Annotated in this window: 23 protein-coding genes and 1 tRNA gene; 11 read left to right on the top strand and 13 right to left on the bottom strand. The window is 61.2% G+C overall.

The features are described 5' to 3' along the window. Positions 1–94: 94 nt before the first annotated feature. The 3 genes from ACFRFQ_RS05810 (at position 95) to ACFRFQ_RS05800 (ending at position 2,732) form a co-directional block, all read left to right on the top strand. Entirely contained in the window at positions 95–1,087 is a 993-nt protein-coding gene (locus ACFRFQ_RS05810) for an ABC transporter substrate-binding protein (RefSeq protein WP_378654255.1), read from the top strand. A 71-nt stretch (positions 1,088–1,158) separates the two neighbouring features. After that, positions 1,159–1,929, top strand: coding sequence for an alpha/beta fold hydrolase (locus ACFRFQ_RS05805; protein WP_378654252.1), 771 nt, complete (start codon positions 1,159–1,161; stop codon positions 1,927–1,929). A 50-nt stretch (positions 1,930–1,979) separates the two neighbouring features. Continuing rightward, on the top strand, positions 1,980–2,732 hold the full coding sequence (locus ACFRFQ_RS05800) for a Clp protease N-terminal domain-containing protein (protein ID WP_378654249.1): 753 nt from the start codon (positions 1,980–1,982) through the stop codon (positions 2,730–2,732). A gap of 56 nt (positions 2,733–2,788) precedes the next feature. On the opposite strand, the gene ACFRFQ_RS05795 is transcribed toward ACFRFQ_RS05800, so the two are convergent. Then, positions 2,789–2,992 (bottom strand): cold-shock protein, encoded by a 204-nt coding sequence (locus ACFRFQ_RS05795; protein WP_003939930.1) that lies wholly within the window; start codon positions 2,990–2,992, stop codon positions 2,789–2,791. A gap of 175 nt (positions 2,993–3,167) precedes the next feature. On the opposite strand from ACFRFQ_RS05795, the gene ACFRFQ_RS05790 reads away from it, so the two are divergent. After that, the gene (locus tag ACFRFQ_RS05790; RefSeq protein ID WP_378654246.1) at positions 3,168–3,887 is read left to right on the top strand and encodes a dienelactone hydrolase family protein; all 720 of its coding nucleotides are present in this window, start codon (positions 3,168–3,170) and stop codon (positions 3,885–3,887) included. 1 nt (position 3,888) lies between these two features. Here ACFRFQ_RS05790 and ACFRFQ_RS05785 read toward each other — a convergent pair whose 3' ends face one another. Then, on the bottom strand, positions 3,889–4,614 hold the full coding sequence (locus ACFRFQ_RS05785; protein WP_378654243.1) for an SDR family NAD(P)-dependent oxidoreductase: 726 nt from the start codon (positions 4,612–4,614) through the stop codon (positions 3,889–3,891). Positions 4,615–4,683: 69 nt separating this feature from the next. Between ACFRFQ_RS05785 and ACFRFQ_RS05780 the strand changes: the two genes are divergently transcribed. Beyond that, the gene (locus tag ACFRFQ_RS05780) at positions 4,684–5,241 is read left to right on the top strand and encodes a MarR family winged helix-turn-helix transcriptional regulator (protein ID WP_378654240.1); all 558 of its coding nucleotides are present in this window, start codon (positions 4,684–4,686) and stop codon (positions 5,239–5,241) included. A 47-nt stretch (positions 5,242–5,288) separates the two neighbouring features. Then, positions 5,289–5,861 carry a peroxidase-related enzyme gene (locus tag ACFRFQ_RS05775; protein WP_378654237.1) on the top strand — a complete coding sequence of 191 codons (573 nt, stop codon included), beginning with the start codon at positions 5,289–5,291 and terminating at the stop codon, positions 5,859–5,861. A 64-nt stretch (positions 5,862–5,925) separates the two neighbouring features. Here the strand turns inward: ACFRFQ_RS05775 and ACFRFQ_RS05770 are convergent. The 3 genes from ACFRFQ_RS05770 to ACFRFQ_RS05760 all read right to left on the bottom strand — a co-directional run bounded on the left by ACFRFQ_RS05770 (position 5,926) and on the right by ACFRFQ_RS05760 (position 8,454). Beyond that, positions 5,926–5,999 (bottom strand) — tRNA-Met (locus tag ACFRFQ_RS05770). Positions 6,000–6,053: 54 nt separating this feature from the next. Further along, a complete protein-coding gene (locus ACFRFQ_RS05765; RefSeq protein WP_378654234.1) occupies positions 6,054–6,764 on the bottom strand; it encodes a FadR/GntR family transcriptional regulator in 711 nt (236 codons plus the stop codon). 22 nt (positions 6,765–6,786) lie between these two features. Beyond that, positions 6,787–8,454: an L-lactate permease gene (locus ACFRFQ_RS05760; protein ID WP_378654231.1), complete on the bottom strand. Its 1,668-nt coding sequence runs from the start codon at positions 8,452–8,454 to the stop codon at positions 6,787–6,789. A gap of 184 nt (positions 8,455–8,638) precedes the next feature. Here ACFRFQ_RS05760 and ACFRFQ_RS05755 point away from each other — a divergent pair, with 184 nt between their 5' ends. From ACFRFQ_RS05755 to ACFRFQ_RS05745, 3 genes are read left to right on the top strand one after another with little or no spacing between them, the layout of a single operon-like run. Then, positions 8,639–9,388, top strand: coding sequence for a (Fe-S)-binding protein (locus tag ACFRFQ_RS05755; protein WP_378654228.1), 750 nt, complete (start codon positions 8,639–8,641; stop codon positions 9,386–9,388). Then, positions 9,385–10,905, top strand: a complete 1,521-nt coding sequence (locus tag ACFRFQ_RS05750; protein ID WP_378654226.1) for a LutB/LldF family L-lactate oxidation iron-sulfur protein — start codon at positions 9,385–9,387, stop codon at positions 10,903–10,905. Before ACFRFQ_RS05755 ends, ACFRFQ_RS05750 begins: the two co-directional genes overlap by 4 nt. Beyond that, on the top strand, positions 10,902–11,525 hold the full coding sequence (locus ACFRFQ_RS05745; protein WP_378654223.1) for a lactate utilization protein C: 624 nt from the start codon (positions 10,902–10,904) through the stop codon (positions 11,523–11,525). The genes ACFRFQ_RS05750 and ACFRFQ_RS05745 overlap by 4 nt, the downstream gene beginning before the upstream one ends. A 3-nt stretch (positions 11,526–11,528) precedes the next feature. On the opposite strand, the gene ACFRFQ_RS05740 is transcribed toward ACFRFQ_RS05745, so the two are convergent. From ACFRFQ_RS05740 to ACFRFQ_RS05720, 5 genes are all read right to left on the bottom strand, one after another. Continuing rightward, positions 11,529–11,984, bottom strand: coding sequence for a nuclear transport factor 2 family protein (locus ACFRFQ_RS05740; RefSeq protein ID WP_378654220.1), 456 nt, complete (start codon positions 11,982–11,984; stop codon positions 11,529–11,531). 33 nt (positions 11,985–12,017) lie between these two features. After that, the gene (locus ACFRFQ_RS05735) at positions 12,018–12,251 is read right to left on the bottom strand and encodes a hypothetical protein (protein ID WP_378654217.1); all 234 of its coding nucleotides are present in this window, start codon (positions 12,249–12,251) and stop codon (positions 12,018–12,020) included. Then, entirely contained in the window at positions 12,248–13,390 is a 1,143-nt protein-coding gene (locus ACFRFQ_RS05730; protein WP_378654215.1) for a Rieske 2Fe-2S domain-containing protein, read from the bottom strand. The genes ACFRFQ_RS05735 and ACFRFQ_RS05730 overlap by 4 nt, the downstream gene beginning before the upstream one ends. A 35-nt stretch (positions 13,391–13,425) precedes the next feature. Then, complete coding sequence (locus ACFRFQ_RS05725) at positions 13,426–14,262, bottom strand: mycofactocin-coupled SDR family oxidoreductase (protein WP_378654212.1); 837 nt, start codon at positions 14,260–14,262, stop codon at positions 13,426–13,428. 105 nt (positions 14,263–14,367) lie between these two features. After that, positions 14,368–15,147 carry an IclR family transcriptional regulator gene (locus tag ACFRFQ_RS05720; protein WP_378654209.1) on the bottom strand — a complete coding sequence of 260 codons (780 nt, stop codon included), beginning with the start codon at positions 15,145–15,147 and terminating at the stop codon, positions 14,368–14,370. Positions 15,148–15,350: 203 nt separating this feature from the next. Between ACFRFQ_RS05720 and ACFRFQ_RS05715 the strand changes: the two genes are divergently transcribed. Both ACFRFQ_RS05715 and ACFRFQ_RS05710 read left to right on the top strand, forming a co-directional pair. Further along, on the top strand, positions 15,351–16,166 hold the full coding sequence (locus tag ACFRFQ_RS05715) for a mycofactocin-coupled SDR family oxidoreductase (protein WP_378654206.1): 816 nt from the start codon (positions 15,351–15,353) through the stop codon (positions 16,164–16,166). A gap of 136 nt (positions 16,167–16,302) precedes the next feature. After that, positions 16,303–17,184: a sulfurtransferase gene (locus ACFRFQ_RS05710; RefSeq protein ID WP_378654204.1), complete on the top strand. Its 882-nt coding sequence runs from the start codon at positions 16,303–16,305 to the stop codon at positions 17,182–17,184. Positions 17,185–17,291: 107 nt separating this feature from the next. On the opposite strand, the gene ACFRFQ_RS05705 is transcribed toward ACFRFQ_RS05710, so the two are convergent. The 3 genes from ACFRFQ_RS05705 to ACFRFQ_RS05695 all read right to left on the bottom strand — a co-directional run bounded on the left by ACFRFQ_RS05705 (position 17,292) and on the right by ACFRFQ_RS05695 (position 19,897). Further along, positions 17,292–17,930 carry an LON peptidase substrate-binding domain-containing protein gene (locus tag ACFRFQ_RS05705; protein ID WP_378654201.1) on the bottom strand — a complete coding sequence of 213 codons (639 nt, stop codon included), beginning with the start codon at positions 17,928–17,930 and terminating at the stop codon, positions 17,292–17,294. Beyond that, positions 17,930–18,406: a DUF309 domain-containing protein gene (locus tag ACFRFQ_RS05700; protein ID WP_378654199.1), complete on the bottom strand. Its 477-nt coding sequence runs from the start codon at positions 18,404–18,406 to the stop codon at positions 17,930–17,932. Before ACFRFQ_RS05700 ends, ACFRFQ_RS05705 begins: the two co-directional genes overlap by 1 nt. 84 nt (positions 18,407–18,490) lie before the next feature. After that, on the bottom strand, positions 18,491–19,897 hold the full coding sequence (locus tag ACFRFQ_RS05695) for a serine hydrolase (protein WP_378654196.1): 1,407 nt from the start codon (positions 19,895–19,897) through the stop codon (positions 18,491–18,493). Positions 19,898–20,205 lie beyond the last annotated feature (308 nt).

Raw genomic sequence — 20,205 nt, 5'->3', positions numbered from 1 at the left:
CCGGTCGCGACGATGCGCGGTACGTACGCTATTAGGGCATCCTTATTCGCCTGTGAAGGGCGGATGATCACGTTCTTCTGGAAGGTCCGCGCACATGCCCGCTTCATCTACCCTGCTACTCCCACGGGGTTACACCGATAACCGCGTCGTCTCGAATCTGACTCGACGCCAATTCGGAATCGGTGCAGGCATCGCCGGATTGGGTGCTTTCCTCGCGGCGTGCGGCGAGAGTGGAAGTAGTGCCGCCGCAAACGAAATGCGCTCGGTGACGACTCCGCTCGGAACGTACGACATTCCCGTCGAGCCGAAGCGAGTCGTTGCGATAGATTCTCGCCTCGATCTCGAACCTGCTGTGGCGCTGGAGCTTCCGCTGGTCGGATATACGTACGCCAAGGCGACACCCTGGGTGCCCGTCGACGCATCGGTGCCTTTCCTGTCCGAAATCCCTAATCGTGAGCAGATTCTTGCGCTCGAACCCGATCTGATCGTGTGCCTGAACTATGAAAGTGAGTGGTGGCCGGTTGGTGAAATGCAGACCATCGCACCCGTTCTCACCACCGAGTTCACCGACGACTGGCGAACCAACCTCACGAGATTGTCGGGCTGGCTCGGCCGAACTGCGACCCTCGATCAGTTGATTCTCGACTACGACAACCTCATTGCGGATATTCAATTGCGTCACGCCGAGAAGATCGCGTCGAAGACGGTTGCGAGTGTGTCATTCCTGCCGGACACCAACACTCTGTACGTCACCAGTATTCGCACGTCGGAGAAGGGCGACAAGCCCAGTGACATGACGCTCGGCGATATCGGCGGGAAGACTGTCACCGCGGAAGGTCTGGATCCGGAAGGTGGCGTCAGCCTCGAAGGACTGGACGTACTGGCCGGCGTCGACGGTTTCATGATCACTGAGGATGAAGACAGTGCGGCGTACCAGGCGCTGGTGGCCAGTAAGCTGTGGCAGCGACTGCCGGCAGTGCAGGCAGGTAACGTCACCAACCTCGGTGGATCGACTTTCTACGGTTCGATTTACACGATTTCGTACGTTGCTCGAGGTTGGGATGCTCTGTACGCCAAAATCAGCTGATACCGAAGCGGTGAACCGGCTGCGGCGGTCTAATCAGGGAAGGAGATGTTCTCCAACCCTAGGAGATGGTCATGGCGACAGTGCGTTCCGTGGACGGAACAATCATCGCGTACGAACGCTCCGGCGCTGGACCAGCAGTGGTTCTTGTCGCCGGAGCGTTTTGTGATCGGCAGTGGTTCGACTCCCTGGCCGCGGAGTTGGCCTCTGATTTCACGGTGTTTTCCTACGACAGGCGTGGTCGCGGCGACAGCGGCGACGGCGATGCCTATTCCATCGAAGCCGAGGTGGAGGACTTGCGCGCTGTTGTGGCCGCTACCGGGGAGACGCCGCTGGTCTACGGGCTTTCTTCGGGTGGCGCGCTGGCGTTGGAAGCTGCATCGCAAGGCGTTCCGATGAGAAAGCTCGCCGTTTACGAGGCGCCGTACATGGACGAAGGTGAGTGGGACACAGTTGCGCTGAGTGACCTGTGGCGATTGGTCTCTGCCGGGGACAGGGAGGGTGCGGTGGTCCGCTTCCTTGCACTGACCGGTGCGTCGTCGCAGATGGTCGAGGAGATGAAGCAGAGTCCAGACTGGCCTGGCATGTGCACCATCGCTCACACTTTGCCGTACGACGTCGCCATCTGTAACCACGGCAGTAAATCTCTCGAGTGGCTGACGTCGGCTGCCGTCCCCACTTTGGTCATGTCTGGCGGCGACAGCGGGCAGTGGGGCCGATCTTCGGCGGCGCGAATCAGCAAGAAGATCCGGGGAGCAAAGACGCTGGAGATTCCAGGCCAGGCGCACGGTGTATCCGACGATGCAATGGTGCCGGTGTTGCGCGAGTTCTTCCTGGATCGGTGATCGTCAACCTGGGGTTGACGATCCTTCCATCGTCAACTTATGGTTGACGCATGAGTGATCCAGTAAAGATGACAAACCAAGTCCGACTCGACGACCTCATCGCCGGCATCAAGAAAGTCCATACCGATGCGTTGGATCAATTGTCCGACGCAATGGTTGCTGCTGATCATCTCGGTGAAGTCGCCGATCACCTGATCGGCCACTTTGTCGACCAGGCGCGGCGGTCCGGTGCGTCGTGGACCGACATCGGACGGAGTATGGGCGTCTCCAAACAGGCTGCCCAGAAGCGCTTTGTGCCGAAGGCGCCTGGTGAGGGGAAACAGATGGTTCCCGAAGACGGCTTCAGTCGGTTCACCGTCCGAGCCAAGAATGTGGTCATGGTCGCGCAGAACGAAGCCCGAGCGGCCGGCAATGTGGAGATTCGACCCGAACATCTTGTTCTCGGGCTGCTGGCCGAACCGGAAGCGCTAGGACCGCAAGCAATCGCAGCGCAGGGGATTGAAGTCGCGGCAGTGCGTGCGGCCGTGACTGCAAGTTTGCCTGCCGCCGAATCGGAGGAGTTGCCGCAACTCATCCCGTACGACGCTCAATCCCGGAAGGTCCTCGAACTGACCTTCCGTGAGGCACTTCGCTTGGGGCACAACTACATCGGTACTGAACACATTTTGTTGGCGCTGCTGGAACTCGAGGACGGTTCCGGTGTTCTCAGCACTCTCGGAGTCGATAAAGCTGCCGCGGAATCGAACATCGAGGCCGCGGTGTCTGCTGTTATCGAAGCTCGTGCGGACGATCACGAGCAGTAGGAGAAACAGAAGAGGGCCGTACCTTTGCAGGTACGACCCTCTTCTTGTGTCACTGACTAGACAGCGCGCACATTGGTGGCCTGGGGGCCCTTCTGGCCCTGGCCAACCTCGAACTCCACACGCTGGTTCTCGTCGAGCGACTTGTAGCCGTTGCCTGAGATCTCAGAGTAGTGAACGAACACGTCCGGTGTTCCGTCGTCGGGAGCAATGAAACCAAAGCCCTTTTCGCCGTTGAACCACTTCACGATGCCCTGTGCCATACAAATACTCCCTACAAAATCGATCCGGGTTTCACATCGAAGTCCCGATCTCGATTCCCCCATCCTCGCATGCCGCACAGCATGACGCACTCCCGGATGCTGAAAATGCACTTCAGGTGGGGTAACTTGGTTGCTTTCCCACGGTAGTCGGGCGCTGCGCGCTTACGATCAAGACATGGTGGACATAGATCTGACGGCCCGCGCCGCAGTCGTCGGTGGATCCCAACCGCTCCGCGGCATCCTCGAAACTCCCGATACACCGGGCCCGTGGCCGGGTGTGGTGATGATTCACGAGGCCTTCGGACTCGACGACGTGATGCGTCGGCAAGCGCAGCGTCTCGCTGGTGCCGGTTTTCTGACGTTGGCCGTAGATCTCTACAGCGCTGGTGGGGCCAGGCGCTGTCTCGTACCGACCATGACGTCGATGCTCCGCGGACACGGTCGGGCATTTGCCGACATCGAGGTCGCGCGAAACTGGTTGGTGGAATCCGAGGATTGCACCGGGAAGGTCGGAGTCATCGGATTTTGTATGGGTGGCGGATTTGCGCTGATCAGTGCCGGAGGCTTTGACGTTGCTTCGGTCAACTACGGGCAGCTACCGCGAAAACTTGATGCGGCAGTGGCAGATTCATGCCCATTGGTCGGTAGCTTCGGCGGCAAGGACGTCACCTTGCGTGGTGCGGCACCGAAACTGGAAACCGCGCTGAACAAGGCCGGCGTCGAACACGACATCAAGGAATACCCGACGGCCGGCCACGCGTTCCTCAACGATGCCGAAGCCGGCCCCAAGGTGCTGCGTCCGCTGGAGCGAATCCTCGGAATGGGCCCTGATCCTGTTGCGGCAGAAGATGCTTGGAAGAGAATAGACTCCTTCTTCGACCGTCATTTGCGTTAGATCAACGACTTGTTCGTTCGCCACCGTTAACCGCGACTACCTGACCGGTGATCTGCCCGGCGCCTGCCGAGGCCAGGAAGAATACTGCGGCGGCGACGTCTTCCGGAGTTCCGGCGCGCTTGGTGCTCGTGGATTCGACGAGTGCGTCGCGTCGAGCGTCGGTGAGAACGTCGCGGAAGAATTCGGTGTCGGCGATGTAGCCGGGAGAAACGACGTTCGCGGTGATTCCGAGTGGACCCAATTCGGCAGCCAGGTCGATATTCCAGGTTGCGACAGCAGCTTTGGCGGCGCCATAGGCGCCCGCACCTTTGTCCGCGGCGATGGATCCGATGGTGATGACGCGGCCGCCGGAGGTGAGGCGATCACGGACGGCGGCAGTGGTCAGAACCGCCGACAGCAGGTTGGATTCGAGATTGGCTCGCCAGCCGGCGGCCAAGGTATCGAGATCCGACGGTGCCTCTCGATCGAAGTCCGTATTGCCGCCCGCGCAATGCACGACGACGTCGACGTCGGTAGGAAGCGTGGCTTGGAGCCGCTTCAGATCTTTCGGGTCGGAGTTGTCGCAGGTTACGGCGTGAACGTTCGAGCCCAGTTCGCTCGCTGTCTGCTCGAGCGGTCCGGCGCGCCGACCGGTGATGAACACTGTGTCGCCATCTTGCGCGAACGCAGTGGCTACGGCGCGCCCGATGCCTGTTCCGCCGCCCGTGACCAGAACTGTGCGTGTCATGTCTACCTCCAGTGAGCTACGTTTAGGTCTATACAAGAACGTATCATTTAGATCTAAATGAGGTGTGCTGTGATTGCCAACTTGGACCCTGACGACGACGTCGACGCGATTGCCCTGGCCTGGTTGCGTGAGCGTCCGGGAACACCGGTCGAGGGGATCGGCATCGTGACCAGGCTGTGGGCATGCGCAAAACTCCTCGGTGAGGACCGACGGCGAATCCTTGCCGCCGCGGGCGCGGACACGGCAACACTTGATCTGCTGAGCGTTTTGCGGAGATCTGGGGAGCCGTACCGATTGACGACCCGCCAGATCACCGAACGGACCGGGGTGACCGCAGGCGCAATCTCGCAACGGTTGGCCCGGGCGGAAGCGGCCGGTTTCGTGGAGCGATCGCCGGCCAAGTCGGGATCAAGGGTTGTCGACGTGTCGCTGACGGCCGCCGGGCATGAGGTGGTGGAACAGTTGGTCGACCGTGTGCTCGGTCGCGAGGCCGACTTGGTTTCGGTGCTGTCCGCTTCGCAGCAGGCACAACTCGCGGAGTTGTTGCGGATGTTCTTGGACGGCCTGCACAGCGAACTGGGAGACCCGGGTGCAATGCATGTCGGAGCCCCTGGACAACTCAGTTAATGGTGATTATCTTAAATTGATCATTGGCTGACAGCCCAGGAGGCACCGTGACCGACCGATTTTCGCAAGTAGAACTGGCCGACGTGCCCGAGGATATTGCTGCCAAAATCCTTGCTGTTCAGGAAAAATCAGGGTTTGTACCCAATGTCTTCCTGATGTTCGCGCGTCGGCCGGCCGAGTTTCGGGCCTTCTTCGAGTACCACGACGCGATCATGCTCAAGGAAGGCTCGGCGCTCACCAAGGGTGATCGTGAAATGATCGTCACCACGATCTCGGCAGCCAACAAATGTACGTACTGCGTGGTCGCACACGGTGCAATCCTGCGCATTTACGAGAAGAACCCGCTGGTTGCCGATCAGGTGGCAGTGAACTATCGAAGCGCCGACATCTCCGATCGTCAGCGGGCGATGCTCGACTTCGCAATCAAGGTCAACTCCGCGTCGCATGAGATCTGCGATGCGGATTTCGAGGCGCTGCGCAAGCACGGCTTCGGTGACGAGGACGCGTGGGACATTGCTGCTGTTACCGCGTTCTTCGGCCTGAGCAACAGGATGGCCAGTTTCTCGGGGATGATGCCGAATCCGGAGTTTTATCTGATGGGTCGGGTGGGGCGTTCCTGAATTTTTTGCTGTGCACAGCAAAAAGCCCGTAGGCTGCTTGCGCAACCTACGGGCTTTCACTTTGTAGCGGGGACAGGATTTGAACCTGCGACCTCTGGGTTATGAGCCCAGCGAGCTACCGAGCTGCTCCACCCCGCGTCGGTGTGAAACCAACCTTACACTACAAAAACGGGTGCAATTACCAACCCCGGTTCAGGCTCCTGAATGGGCGCTTTCGGCGTAGTAGCCACGGATGTGACCGATGATGCGTTCGCGTGCCAACTCAGGATCTCCAGCCTGCACGGCGTCGACTATTCCGCGGTGTTCATGGCGGAGGCGGCAGCATGTGGTCGGCCAGGACTCGAGATTTACACCGGAGAGGACGTACGCCTCGATGGATTCGCGGAGGCCGGCCATCATCGCGGCGACAACCTGGTTGCCGGCCGCATCGGCCAATGCAACGTGGAATTGTGCGTCGAGGATCAGGAACTCGTGTGCGCTGAGATCAAGGTTGTCCATGGAATCGAGTAACTCGACGGCGGCACCGAGATCCGGCGTGGGTTGCGTCCGCGCAAGTTCCTGCATTACCTCGGCTTCGAGGACCAGCCGAGTTTTCACTACATCTGTTACCGGAAACCCTTGTGCGGCAACTTGCATCCGCATCAACATGGTCATGCCGCCGGTAGGCCGAGCGACGATCATCGCGCCAGAGGTCGGGCCGGACCCTGTCTGGGCTTTGAGCAGTCCGAGCGCTTCCATGACGCGTAGGGCCTCACGTACCGACGATCGGCCGACGCCGAGTTCGGCCGCCAGGATGCGCTCACCCGGAAGCCGCTGCCCCGGGACAACTTCTCCCGAGGTCAGCCGCTTCTCCAAGTGCGTCAGTACTTGTTCCCACGCGCGTGGACTTGAATCGGAGGGCATGAGCCAAGAGCCTAGGTGGCGACTAGGGGAGCATCCACGACAGGACCGGTGTGGACTGCAGATACACGAGGGTGCACAGGACCAGCAGCATGACGAGGCTGTATCCGATGACCTTGCGCAGCAGGATGGGCTCGCTGCCCAGCTGGCCGACTGCCGTCGCGGCGATCGTCAGGTTTTGGGGGCTGACCAGCTTTCCTACGACGCCACCCGATGTATTGGCCGCAACCAAGAGCGTCGGATCGATGCCCGCAGTCTGTCCCGCCACCTGCTGCAGCTTGGCGAACAGGGCGTTTGCGGAAGTGTCTGAACCGGTCACGGCTGTACCGAGCCAACCGAGCATGGGGGAGAAGAAGGCAAATGCAGCGCCGGTGCCCGCCAGCCAAGTGCCGATCGAGACGGTCTGTCCGGACTGGTTCATGACGTAGCTCAGGCCGAGCACAGTGGCGACCGTTGCGATGGCCAGACGCATCTTGACGACTGTTGTGCCGAAGGTGGTCAGCGATTGCCTGGCGGTCAACGGGAAGCGTCCGCCGTGAGTCCAGAATCCGTACACCGCCGTGACGATGATGCCGCAGATCAAGAGCAGTGTGCCGGGGTTGGACAGCCAGGAGAACGTGTAGATCGCGCTCGACGAGGGAGTTCCCGTGTCGGTCAGTAGATTTCCGTACAGTCCTGGCCATTCGACCTTGCGATCGGTCTTGCTCAGCCAGGCGGGGAGGTCGAATCCGGCGGTCCAGAGCTTGGCGACGCCGAAGACTACGATTACCAGTAGGTAGGGGAAGAGTGCCAGGAAAGTTCGTGACGGACTGAGCTTTTCGGGCTCGACCTTGGAGCGCTGATCGTCGGGGGTTGCGGGACGCCAGAATCGCAGCATCGTGACCGCAGCCGCGAGACCGGCGAGAGAGGCGACTACGTCGGTCAATTCGTACGAGAAGTGGCTAGAGCACCAGAACTGGGCCAGGGCGAAGACGGCGCCGGTGACCAATGCAATGGGCCAGACCTGCTTCATTCCGCGTTTTCCGTCGACCAGGAACAGGAGTAGAAGCGGTACGAACAGTGCCAGGATCGGTGTCTGACGACCGACGACGGCTGCGATCTCGGTAGCGGGAATGCCTGTCAGATTACCGGCCGTCGTGATCGGAATTGCCATGGCGCCGAAGGCAACCGGTGCAGTGTTGGCCACCAGGACGGTCACAGCCGCGCGGATCGGCGGCATTCCGATGGCGATGAGCATGGCGCCGGTGATCGCGACGGGTGCACCGAAGCCGGCGAGCGCTTCGAGCATTCCGCCGAAACAGAATGCGATGAGCATGGCCTGCACGCGCATGTCGCCGCGGCCGACGGTGTTGAAGACGCGTCGGAGGTCTTCGAATCGTCCGCTGACGACCGTTAGTTCGTAGAACCAGATTGCGGTGACCACGATCCACATGACCGGAAAGAGTCCGAACGTGATGCCCTGGAGGGCCGAGAGTGCCGTCAGTGACGCGGGCATGTCGAAGCCGACCACAGCAACAATCGCCGCAACGGCCAGTGCGCCGAGTCCTGAGTACCAGGCTTTGAGTTTGAACCCGGCCAGGAGGACGAAGAACGTCGCCAGGGGAAGTAGCCCGACGAGCGCCGACGCGGTCAACGACCCGCCGATCGCGGTAGTGGACGGTGTGAAACTCACCGCAAGTAGCTCGGTAGCCACAGGTTTCTCCTGACGGGCGGTCGAAATGACGGTTTGTGTGGTCGGACCACAGGAACGTACACCATGACCCGGCTCACAATCGAGCGTTGTGTGGATTTCTTGTCGATTCGGGGTATTCGGGTTCCTTGTGGCGCTGACCGTGCTTTACTGTGGTCTGACCACACCGATAGATTGCGGAGATCACATGCGAGTAGCGCTGTTCGCCACCTGTATCGGAGACACGATGTTTCCCGATGCGGCCAAGGCCACCGCCCTCCTGCTCACCCGTCTTGGGCACGACGTCGTGTTTCCGCCCGGACAGACCTGCTGCGGGCAGATGCACGTCAACACCGGCTACCAGCCGGGTGCGCTGCCGTTGGTCGCGAACTACGCCGATACGTTCGGTGACACGTCGATCGACGCTGTGGTTGCGCCGTCGGGATCGTGTGTGGGATCTGTCCGCCATCAGCATGAGGTTGTTGCCGAGCGCTACGGCACCGCGTCGCTGTGTGGGCAGGTGCAGACGGTGAAGGCCAAGACGTACGAACTCTCCGAATTTCTGGTCGACGTTCTGGGCGTCACCGATGTGGGTGCTTACTTCCCGCACCGGGTCACCTATCACCCGACCTGTCACTCGCTGCGCATGCTGCGAGTAGGCGACAAGCCGCTGCAGTTGCTGCGCAACGTTCGAGACATCGATCTGGTGGAACTCCCCGAAGCGGATTCCTGCTGCGGATTCGGCGGCACGTTTGCCATCAAGAACGCTGAGACGTCGACGGCCATGCTGGCCGACAAGATTCGCCATGTGGCCGACACCGGCGCCGAGTTCTGCAGCGCCGGTGACTCGTCCTGTCTGATGCACATCGGTGGCGGAATGTCGCGACTGCAGATGGGCGCCAAGACCATTCACCTCGCGGAGATCCTGGCATCGGTGGAAAGCCGGGTGCACGCATGAGCGCCGTGACGCTAGGTCTGCCCAGCTTCCCCCCGAGGTCGCCCGAAGGTGCGGGATTTCTACGCGGAACCGAAAAGTTTCCCGTCGCAGCGCATCACGAGCTGGCAAATGCGCAACTGCGTCGCAATATCGGCAAAGCTACACACACCATTCGTGCCAAGCGTCTCCATGTCACCGGTGAGCTCCCGGACTGGGAAGAGTTGCGCGACGCCGGATCTGCGATCAAAACCGACGTCATGGCACGGTTGCCTGAATTGCTCGAACAGTTCGAAGCCGCGGTCATCGCTCGCGGCGGACACGTTCACTGGGCAGCAGACGCCAACGAGGCCAACGCTATTGTGACCGAGCTTGTCAAAGCCACCGGCTCCGACGAGGTCATCAAGGTCAAGTCGATGGCAACGCAGGAGATCGGACTCAACGAGCACCTCGAAACCCAAGGCATTCTGGCGTACGAGACCGATCTCGCGGAATTGATCGTCCAACTCGGCCACGACAAACCGTCGCACATTCTGGTTCCCGCGATCCATCGCAATCGATCCGAGATTCGGGAGATCTTCCTGCGTGAGATGCCCGATGTGGACCCGAATCTCGGGGACAATCCGGCCGATCTTGCCGGCGCTGCGCGAAAGTTTCTGCGCCACAAGTTCATGACCACCCCCGTGGCTATTTCGGGTGCAAACTTCGGGATCGCGGATACCGGCACGCTTACAGTCGTGGAGTCCGAGGGCAACGGACGTATGTGCCTGACACTGCCGAAAACTCTGATCACCGTGATGGGGATCGAGAAGATCCTGCCGACGTATCAGGATCTCGAGGTTTTCCTCCAACTCCTCCCGCGATCCTCGACGGGTGAGCGGATGAACCCCTATACCTCGATGTGGACCGGTGTCACGCCCGGTGACGGCCCCCAGGAGTTTCACCTGGTTCTGCTCGACAACGGCCGCACCGCGGCGTTGGCCGACAAGATCGGCCGCGAGGCACTCAACTGCATTCGGTGCTCGGCCTGCCTCAACGTGTGTCCTGTGTACGAGCGCACGGGTGGACACGCCTACGGATCAACGTATCCGGGACCGATCGGTGCGGTGCTGACACCGCAACTGGCCGGGATGCACGGGAAGGACGACCCCAACTCGACGCTTCCCTTTGCCTCGAGCCTGTGTGGCGCGTGCTTCGACGCGTGCCCGGTGAAGATCGACATTCCTTCGCTGCTTGTCGAATTGAGGCATCAGAAGGTGGAACAAGCTGGTGTGACGGCTGAATCGGTAGCGATGAAGGCGGCGTCGTTCGCGATGTCCTCGTCGACGCGCTGGACTGCCGCGCAGAAGGCTGCTGGACTGGGCCGCATCGTGGCGGGCAAGAAGGGCAAGATTTCGACGCTTCCGCCACCTCTGAACGGTTGGACCGCGGCCAGAGATATCCCGGCACCGCCTAAGCAGACCTTCCGATCCTGGTGGGATTCAGACGAAGGCCGAGCGGCATTGGACGAGGCTCGTCGTGAAGGGAAGGCAGGCAAATGAGTTCACGTGACTTGGTGTTAGGACGCATCCGCGACGCGATCACACTTGCTCCGGCTCGCGATGCCGAAATCCCGCGTCATTACCGCACCGGCAGATCTTTGCCCGATGCCGAGCGCATCGAGCTTCTGGTCGATCGTCTGGTGGACTACAAGGCACAGGTCTATCAGTGCAGCGCAACGGATATTGCGGAGACGATCAACGATATTTGTGTCGCGAACGATGTGAAAACCGTTGGCATACCGGTTGGCCTCGACCGTTCCTGGCTTGCCGGTTTCGGCGGCGAACTGGTGGTCGACAGCTCCGAAGTGCCTGCGCCCGAGCTCGAGAGCCTGGACGCGGTGGTTACCGGGTCCAGGGTGTCGTGCGCCGAGACCGGCACCATCTTTCTCGATGCCGGCCCGGATCAGGGACGTCGTGCGTTGACTCTGGTTCCCGACACCCACATCTGCGTCGTGCACCGCGAAAGCGTGGAAGTGGGTGTGCCGGAGGCGATGGCAAAGCTGACCCCCGAGCGGCCCACCACCATGATCAGTGGGCCGTCCGCAACCTCCGACATCGAACTCGAGCGCGTCGAAGGTGTTCACGGACCACGAAATCTTCATGTCGTGATCGTCGACTGAAGCTCAGTTCTCCGGTGCCGGGCTTGGAGCAGTCATGAGATGGCCGCTGAAATCGCCGACCAAATCAAGCATCGAGTAGTCACGTGACGCGAAACGCCATATCTCGCCGGCGCACTCGAACTCGTCGTGGTACCGCCCGGCGGCGATGACCTGAAGCGGCAGTGTCGAAGTTGCCTGAAGCACAGTGTAATAGGAACGGCACGTCGCCAGTCCGGCGTCATCGTCGATCTCGAGAATGGGATTGGTGATGACATGTTTTGTGCGCGGAGTGCCGTCGTCGTAGATCTTGACATTGGTACGCCACAAATTCAGCAGGCCCGCCTCGTCGAGTGCAGTGCCGCCGCGAGTACGTATCGTCGCGTGCCGGAACAACGTCGCGGCTTCTTCGAGGCGGCCTGCGTCGATGTTCTCGGCGTAGATGTACAGCAGGTTTGTTATCGCGGTGGCCGAACTGCTCATGTCCAATTCCTCACGGGTGCTGTGTCGAAGGGGTCAGTCAAGGTTGCCGAACCTTCCCTCTACGGCTGCCACATTGATCGCTTCACGTAGCCGTGGGCAGCTGCGCATCGCTGCGATATCGTGTGCCTCGGTGGAAGGGGCACCGAGTTCGGTGCAGCTCGACAGCGTCGCCGCGTTCCACTGCACCGTGGTGTGGTGCCAACTGAATTTCTTCACCACTACCTCGCCCGAGCATGTCCCGCACGTGATCTGAACAGACTTGCTCACTGACGCGCTGCCATGTTGTCGGCAACCTCTTGGCGCCACGACTCGACGGGGCGAGAAGTGTCGAGTTCGTATTCGAATCGGTCGGTCATGTCGTTCGTGACGTCGGCGGCATCGACGTAGAACTGTTCGTACCAACGGCGAAGCTGGTACACCGGGCCGTCCTGCTCGCAGAGAAGCGGATTGTCGATGCGCGCTTTGTTTCTCCAGATTTCGACGTCCTGCTCGAAACCTCTGGTGATGAACGTGCCCATGTTTTCGGCCATCTGTTCGGCCGATGCGGCATCAAGATGTTCGGATTTCTTGACGATCACGCCGTACGTCAGCACGAAACTGTTCTCGTCGATCGGGTAGTGGCAGTTGAGCAGAATAGACTCGAGATCGAACTTGTCGTAGTGGTAGGTCAACTCGTCGATCATGAACGACGGACCGTAATAGGCTGCTGCCGAGCTATTTCCGAGAAGCTGTGGTTGACCGTCCTTGGCGGGCGGACGAATATCCTCGCGGCTCATCCCGTTCATGTACTGCGCGGAAACATGGCCTTCGAAGACATTCTTGAAATACGTCGGGAACGAACCGTGAATGTAGAAGAAGTGTGCCATGTCGACGTTGTTGTCGATCAGTTCGCGGCAGTTGGTGTGAACAATTGTCTGCTTGAAGCCCTTCCAATCCGTCCACTCGTCGGATGTCGCCCCGAGAATACGCGGCGGTGCGACCTCGGCCGGGGGCGGTTTTCCTTCGGGATCGTTGTAGACGAACAACATTCCGTCCTGATCGAGCGTCGGCCAGGAGCGTGTTCGGGCTAGCGGCGGTACCCGGCGGGCGTACGGGATACCCGTGCATTTGCCGTTGCCGCCCCAACGCCAGTCGTGGAACGGGCACGCCACCGAATCGCCCTTGACCTCGCCCTGAGACAGGTCTCCACCCATGTGACGGCAATAGGCGTCCAGTACCTTCAGATCCCCGCTCTCTCCGGCAAAAACGACTAGCTTGGTGCCGAAAGCGGTGATCGAGTGAGGTTTTCCGTCGTTGAATTCGCGAGAGAGGCCGAGGCAGTGCCAGCCGCGAGCAAACCGGGTGGGCGCGTCCTTGGCCTCGATCTCGCGGACTGCGTCGTCGGAGTTGGGTACTGATGTCGCCATGAAAAGGTTCCTTCGGTCGAATGCTGTTCGAGTGGTCAGCCGCTGACGCGGGCAGCGTTACCGGCGTCGACCGGCATGACCGTGCCGGTGATGTGGGCACTGCCTTCGGCAGCGAAGAAGAGGACGGCGCGGCTGATCTCGAAAGGATCGAGCCAGGCGACGGGCTGGCTGTGCAGTGATCGGAAGATGGGTTCCACGTCGTTGGCAGTGGGGGATTCCAGATCGGGACGCATGTGACGATAGAGATTCTCGTTGTGGACCATGGGAGTGCTGATATTCCCGGGCGCAACAACATTGACGGTGATTCCGTGCTGTGCGAGATCGAGCGCAGAACTCTTGCTCAGCCCGATGACCCCCCACTTGGACGCGACGTACGCCGCGGTGTTGGTCGCACCTTGGCGGCCGAGCATCGACGAGATAGTGATGATCCGGCCGTATCCGCGTTCGATCATCCCTGGCGCTACGGCACCGATGGTATTGAACACTCCGGTGAGATTGCTTCCGATGGTTTCGTCCCACAGCGCTGTCGAGGTTCCTTGGACGGCACCCATTGCAGACACTCCGGCGTTGGCGACCGCAATGTCGATACGCCCGAATTCTGCGATTCCCTGCGCTACTGCGCTGTCCATCGCTGCTCGATCGGCCACATCGGCCCGTACGATGAGCGCGCGGCGTCCGGTCTTCTCGATCAGCCGTGCGGTCTCGTCCAGATCCTCGACTGTTGCCATCGGATACGTGACGGTCTCACGATTTTCGCACCGATCGAGAATGACGACGTCGGCGCCTCGCTCGGCAAAAGACACTGCGTGAGAACGTCCTTGGCCTCGTGCTGCTCCGGTGACCAGTGCAACTTTGCCTTCGAATTCGTCCACGGTGATTCCTCTCGTCCTCTTGGGCAGTTAACGCCGTACTCGAATCAGTAAGCCAAAGGCTGTGAATGGACAGTCGCCGCATCTCGGCTATCGAGATAAGGCAGGTCAGACTGCGGCGGCGAGGTCGTCGGCGGCCTTTCTGACCAGTGGCGTCACTCGGTCGAGATGAACCTTCTCAGCTTCGCCCGCGACGCACAGTGACACCACTGCGCCGTCGGGAGTTCTTATCGCGCAACCCAAGCTGGAGATTCTTCCGGAACCGAACCCCGCGACCCTCCCGGTCGATTGATACGCGATGCCGTGCGACGTACGAATACGTGCAAGTTCGGCGTGCAGGGCATCCAATTCCCAAGGGTCGCCATAAGGCACGGCTGCAAGGTTTCTCTCGATCATCGGATCGACTTCTTCCGGGGAAAGCAGGGCAAGCATGGAGCGTCCACCCGCGCCGCGGTGCGCGGGAAATCGTGCACCGACGCGTGAGCGCAACGCGGTTGCGAGTGGTCCACCCATCTTGTCCAGAAAGTACTCATGGCCACCGTGGAGAACTCCGAGATGAATCACCATGCCGGTGCGCAGGTAGAGCTCGCGAATGATGTCGTTGGCCGCAATCCGCACATGAGCTTGCGCGACTTCGGGTCCGACTGTCCCCAGTGCCCGCGGTCCGAGGCGGTACGCACGTTCGTGCCGCATCAGCCAATCGAGTTCCACCATCTCGAGGAGAATCCGGTGGGTGGTCGATCGCGGCAGTCCGGTCCGTAGTGCCAGTTCTTCGAGGTTGAGCCTCTCGTGCGGTGAGGTGTATGCATCGACAATCGACGTCACGCGAGCCAGCATGGATTCCCGAGTAGCTCGCCTGACCTTGGAGGTTGTGACCGTTCCATTCACGACTTTGGTGTCCTCAACTGCGTCGGAGGCAGGGGGTATCCCGCCGCTCAGTGACAACAGTGGCGGTGATGCAGGACACATTCAAACGTCAGTCCCGGTGTTCGGAAGTGGGCGCGGAGGACGTCGTCTTGGCTTTCTTTTCCGCTCCCGTTGTCCGGGAGTAGACGACCTTGCCTGGTCACAGTCGCATTACCGTCCGTGGAATGACACAACTGTTGGCAGGCAAGGTCGTTTTCATCACCGGCGCAGCGCGGGGTCAGGGTCGCAACCATGCGATACGGCTCGCGCAGGAAGGCGCCGATGTCATTGCCGTCGACGTGTGCGCGTCGGTGTCCGAGGACGTGGGCTACGCAGCTGCAACTGAAGCCGACCTCGAAGAAACGGCCCGCCTCGTTCGAGCCGAGGGTCGCGAGATCGTCACCGCCGTAGCGGATGTGCGCAACCTCGAGGCGCTGCGCGCGGCAGTGGCGTCCGGCGTCGAAAAGTTCGGCCGCCTCGACGTCGTGATTGCCAACGCCGGTATCGCGACGTGGAATCGTTTCTGGGAGATGCCGGAAGAGCAGTGGTCGACGCTGGTCGACATCAATCTCAATGGTGTGTGGCGCACGATGGCGGCTGCGGTTCCTGCAATGATCGAGGCGGGTAACGGTGGTTCCATCGTGCTTGTCAGCAGCGCTGCCGGCGTCGCCGAAGCCCCCGGTTGTGCGCACTACTCGGCTGCCAAGCACGGCCTCGTGGGCTTGGCCCGCACTGCAGCAACAGAATTGGGCAGCTTCGACATTCGAGTCAACAGCATTCATCCGGGCGCAGTCGAGACCGAGATGGGCAACGATCCCAACGTCGGCAAGGTACTCATGGCTTATCCGGAGTACATGAATTCCTACAAGTGGCCCCTCACCTCCGTCCCGCGCACGACGGTCGAGGACATCTCCAACGCGGTCGTCTACCTCGCGACTGATCTCTCACGCGCCGTCACCGGGACGAAGATTGTCATCGACATGGGTCAGACGATGGCTTAGTAGACGTATCCCGGCGTAATCGCCGGTGTCTCTGTCAAGGGTTTATGTCAGTAGCGAGCATCTCGTTGTCGTGTGTCGTCAGATTGGTTAGCGTGAGAAAGGAAGTTGACCAATTCTTTACTCTTCTGAGGAACTGATGACTACCAAAAGCCTGCCTGCCCTCGTCGACGTCGCGTGGCTGAAGAGTCACGTCGCCGATCAGAATCTTGTCGTCGTGGATGCAACCACGCATCTGCCGGTCCCCACGGACGGTCCGTACACCCCCGAGTCCGGCGGTGAGTCGTACCGATCCGCACACATCGAGGGTGCGCTGTTCGCGGACCTGTTGACCGACTTTGCCGATCCGGACAGCACCGAGGCGTGGACCGTCCCGAGTTCGGAACGATTTGCCGCGGCAGCCGGTGCCTTGGGTATCGGTGACGGTGCAACTGTGGTGATTTACGACCAGCACGACGGATTCTGGGCGACCAGACTCTGGTGGCACCTGCGCCTCGAGGGCTTCGACTCGGTCGCGGTTCTCGACGGTGGGTTGCGTGCGTGGCAGGCTGCCGGATTGCCCGTGACGGACGCCGTGTCCACCCCGACAGCTCGCACGTTCACCGGCGCCCGCAGGCCGGAGTTGCTGCGCTCGACCGAGGACGTGGCTGCAGCACTCGACGACCCGGAGACCATCCTGGTCAACGTGCTCGATCCCGCCACCTACCGCGGCGAAACCAACACGTACGCGCGTCGCGGCCATATCCCGGGCAGCGTGAATCTCCCGGTTTTCGAGGTGCGTAACCAGGAGACCGGCGAGCTTCGCTCGGTCGAGGAGTTGCGAGCCCTGTTCGACGCGGCCGGACTCCTCGACACCAACAAAAAGGTCGTCACCTATTGCGGCGGCGGCATCGCGGCCACCGGAGTTGCGCACGCTCTTGCCTTGGCCGGCCGTGAGGACGTCGGTGTCTACGACGGGTCCATGACGGCGTGGGCGGGTAATCCTGATCTGCCGTTGGTCACGGGGCCGTCGCCGCGCTGACACAGAAGCCGCGCTGACGAACCGCCTGGCAAAAGGTGTGAAGGGCGCCTACTCGCACACAGCGAGTAGGCGCCCTTCCGCATTCCTGGGACACCGACCCACTTCCCTCAGAGCAGATTGAACTGCGCCACCTCGATGGTGTTCTCGACTGCCTCCGACAGTGTGCGGATACGTTCGTCGGCGCCGGGCGCGGTCAATATCGCCAGGCGGTCGGCGTCGCCCATCGGAATACTGCGGGCCAGGGCGTAGAGTCGAGAACCCAACGGCTCCAGGGGAGACGGTGGGGCAGGCATCCGTGGAGTCTGTTCCCCAGCTCGAAGTGCAAGCTTTCCCAACATTCCGTACATGAACTCGATGCGCTCGAGAAGCGAGTCGTATTCGTAGGCGGTGACCGGGGTTCCGTTGTTCTCGTCCGGCCACAATTCGACCTCGGCAAGCGGATAAGGATCGTCCGGCAGCCACCGTGTGACACGAAGGCGGTCTTCCGTCCGGCAGTACAACTGATATCGCCCGGCACCCATCTCGACGTGAGACTCGATGCGGGCCAGGGTGCCGACGTCGTGGCGTGATTCCCCGCCGCCGACCTCGTGACCGCGAGCGATAAGGACAACTCCGAACAGCGGACCGTCAGCTGCCTGGAGAACGTTCTCGACGAGCGCCCGGTACCGAGGCTCGAAGATGTTCAGCGGCAACAGTTCCCCTGGGAGCAATGCGGAGCCGAGCGGAAACATCGGGAAGATAGGCATCAGGGGATTCTCAACCTCGGAATCGGAGGGGCGGGGAAATCGCCGGGACGATCGATCTCGGCAATCAGATGCTCGGACCACGTCAGTAAACCTGCAATGTCGAGGTCGTGGGGACTTTCGATCTCGTAGTGTCTGATTCGATCGTGCCCCTGTGTCAGCAGCGACACCGCGCCGGTGGTGTTTCCGCGCAGCAAGTGTGTGAGTCCGACGGCCAGTTGAGCCAGTCCCTGCCACAGGTCGCGCTCCTCGGCTGGAGCGTTCTTCCATGTTCCTTCGAGGATCTCGTGCGCATGGAAGGGCATGCCGTGATCGAGCAGGCGTTGTGCCTCGGTGATCGACTCGTCCGGCGGCAGCCGCACGTCGTCCGGAATACGCGGGACGCCGTCCGTCGCATCGCGAGGCAGTGGGCGCCCGAGACCGTCGCGTGGGCGTGCGTTGAGTGGCTTTCCGCCGACATCGCGGTCGCGTTCGGACATAGACTTCAGCCTAGCGGCAGCTTGTCGGGCCAAGCGAAATGCAATTCGGATTCGATAGGCGTGGCCCGACAGTTCGGCCGCTGATCAGCCGGTGACGTCCTTGCGGATGAGGAGCATCGCGTCATCGGCCGGATCGAAATACAGTTTCGGATCCGCGACAAGTGCGGCATCCTCGCCGTGGGTTTGCATCGTGACCACCCACGCGCGGTCGTCGTGTTCGAGGTACCAGGCCCCGGCAAGAACTCCGATGGAACTCCCTCCCTTGAACCCGCCGTAGGTGAACCACTGTGCGGACTCGGCACTCAGCGCCGGATCCTCAGCGAGGATGTCCCGCACCGGTGCACCGCTCTCGGTTTTCGCCATCGCTTGCAGCGAGACCAGCGCAGCACGCAGGTCGGCGGGAGTGGCGAACCAGTCGATATCGAACGGCCATGCCGGGGTGGTGAATGCGGTCAGCGGGATGTCTACCAGGCCGGTTGGGAGCGCAGCGAGTATCGCGCGTCGCTCCTCGGGAGTCCCGTCGCGCCAGGCGATGCGTTGTGCGCCGTCGTCGCCCCATCCGAGTTGGAACAGTGCCCGGGTCGGCTCGAGCGGAATGTTCAATGACGGATCCGCCATACCCATCGCAACGAATTCAGCCTCGACCTGTTCACTCCCGAGCGCGGCGATCAGCATGTCGGTGGCGGTGTTGTCACTGATCGAGATCATTTTGCCGGCAGTTTCCCGGACCGTGACTTCGGTTCCTGCCGGCAGGTCCTGCATGGTGCCGCCCGGCATCGACTTGAGGTCGTCGGTGACGGTGAGCTTCTGATCCCAACTGAGCGTTCCTTTCTTGACGGCTGTCGCAACGGCGCCCAGGACGTACAGCTTGATGGTCGATCCCGTGGGCTGCGCCGACGTGTCACCGACGCTGAATACTTCAGCGTTCTTGCCTCCGGTCACCTCGGTGATGGTCAGATTGGTCGGTGCCGGGAGCGCTTCGACGGCAGTCTCGAGTTCCCGCCACGATGCGGCCGGTATGTGTGGCGTCGGTGTTGGCGTAATCGCCATCCCCAGGATCAGTCCGCTGCCGTCGACGACGACGTTCAAGTCGATCGAGCCGCCGGTTGCGCTGGTGATGGTAACGGTGCCGTCGGTGTCGCCGCCCGTGTAATCGACTGTGGTCCAGGGTTGCCCGGCGCGAATCGAGTCGAAGTCCGAAGGCGCTAACACGATCGGTGCGCCGGGACCGAAGTGCCCGGCGATCTCTTCCTGGTTCAATGGTGTGCTCGTGTTGACCACGTCGAGAAGCCACGTGATCTGTTTGCCGACGGTGGTATCGGGAACTGTGACCGTTGCGGGTGCCTCGGTGGCGGGGAGCTTCGTGCTGCTTTCCGAAGTTTTCGCGGAATCAGATCCGGAGGTGCAGGCGGCGAGTGCGAATACTGCTGCAGAGGCAATCGCGACCAGTGCGAGCGGTCGACGTGTCCTCCGAGTGTTCGGATTTTTCATAGGTCCATCACATCAACAGAGGCCCCGTCTTCGCGTCCCTCTGTAGTCCAGATATTCATGCCCGAAGTACCGCTCGATCTCCTCCCGCAGTACCGCCTCCCCTGCTGTACGTAGTACCTGAGGATGGTGGATTACATTGCGTCAGTGCGACAATCGCGACATTTCGGATTCGGTCGACGTCGACTGGCGAGCGAGCGCCAATGGTATCTCGCGCGCGAGGAGGCGCTTCGCAACAGTGATCTCGCCAGCACTACGGTCGCATTCGGACATAAACTCGGCCTATCTTCCGCATCCGGAGCGGCCGCGCA

The organism is Rhodococcus sp. NPDC056743 (assembly GCF_042790355.1).
Lineage (GTDB): Bacteria > Actinomycetota > Actinomycetes > Mycobacteriales > Mycobacteriaceae > Rhodococcus_F.
The sequence above is the reverse complement of the archived record's forward strand: the minus strand, read 5'-3'. Positions and strand labels throughout refer to the sequence as shown.

Bases quoted from the DNA above. Each gene is read 5' to 3' on its own strand.
- ACFRFQ_RS05810 (WP_378654255.1), top strand. From the start codon at position 95: ATGCCCGCTTCATCTACCCTGCTACTCCCACGGGGTTACACCGATAAC.
- ACFRFQ_RS05805 (WP_378654252.1), top strand. From the start codon at position 1,159: ATGGCGACAGTGCGTTCCGTGGACGGAACAATCATCGCGTACGAACGC.
- ACFRFQ_RS05800 (WP_378654249.1), top strand. From the start codon at position 1,980: ATGAGTGATCCAGTAAAGATGACAAACCAAGTCCGACTCGACGACCTC.
- ACFRFQ_RS05795 (WP_003939930.1), bottom strand. From the start codon at position 2,992: ATGGCACAGGGCATCGTGAAGTGGTTCAACGGCGAAAAGGGCTTTGGT.
- ACFRFQ_RS05790 (WP_378654246.1), top strand. From the start codon at position 3,168: ATGGTGGACATAGATCTGACGGCCCGCGCCGCAGTCGTCGGTGGATCC.
- ACFRFQ_RS05785 (WP_378654243.1), bottom strand. From the start codon at position 4,614: ATGACACGCACAGTTCTGGTCACGGGCGGCGGAACAGGCATCGGGCGC.
- ACFRFQ_RS05765 (WP_378654234.1), bottom strand. From the start codon at position 6,764: ATGCCCTCCGATTCAAGTCCACGCGCGTGGGAACAAGTACTGACGCAC.
- ACFRFQ_RS05755 (WP_378654228.1), top strand. From the start codon at position 8,639: ATGCGAGTAGCGCTGTTCGCCACCTGTATCGGAGACACGATGTTTCCC.
- ACFRFQ_RS05750 (WP_378654226.1), top strand. From the start codon at position 9,385: ATGAGCGCCGTGACGCTAGGTCTGCCCAGCTTCCCCCCGAGGTCGCCC.
- ACFRFQ_RS05745 (WP_378654223.1), top strand. From the start codon at position 10,902: ATGAGTTCACGTGACTTGGTGTTAGGACGCATCCGCGACGCGATCACA.
- ACFRFQ_RS05740 (WP_378654220.1), bottom strand. From the start codon at position 11,984: ATGAGCAGTTCGGCCACCGCGATAACAAACCTGCTGTACATCTACGCC.
- ACFRFQ_RS05730 (WP_378654215.1), bottom strand. From the start codon at position 13,390: ATGGCGACATCAGTACCCAACTCCGACGACGCAGTCCGCGAGATCGAG.
- ACFRFQ_RS05715 (WP_378654206.1), top strand. From the start codon at position 15,351: ATGACACAACTGTTGGCAGGCAAGGTCGTTTTCATCACCGGCGCAGCG.
- ACFRFQ_RS05710 (WP_378654204.1), top strand. From the start codon at position 16,303: ATGACTACCAAAAGCCTGCCTGCCCTCGTCGACGTCGCGTGGCTGAAG.
- ACFRFQ_RS05705 (WP_378654201.1), bottom strand. From the start codon at position 17,930: ATGCCTATCTTCCCGATGTTTCCGCTCGGCTCCGCATTGCTCCCAGGG.
- ACFRFQ_RS05700 (WP_378654199.1), bottom strand. From the start codon at position 18,406: ATGTCCGAACGCGACCGCGATGTCGGCGGAAAGCCACTCAACGCACGC.
- ACFRFQ_RS05695 (WP_378654196.1), bottom strand. From the start codon at position 19,897: ATGAAAAATCCGAACACTCGGAGGACACGTCGACCGCTCGCACTGGTC.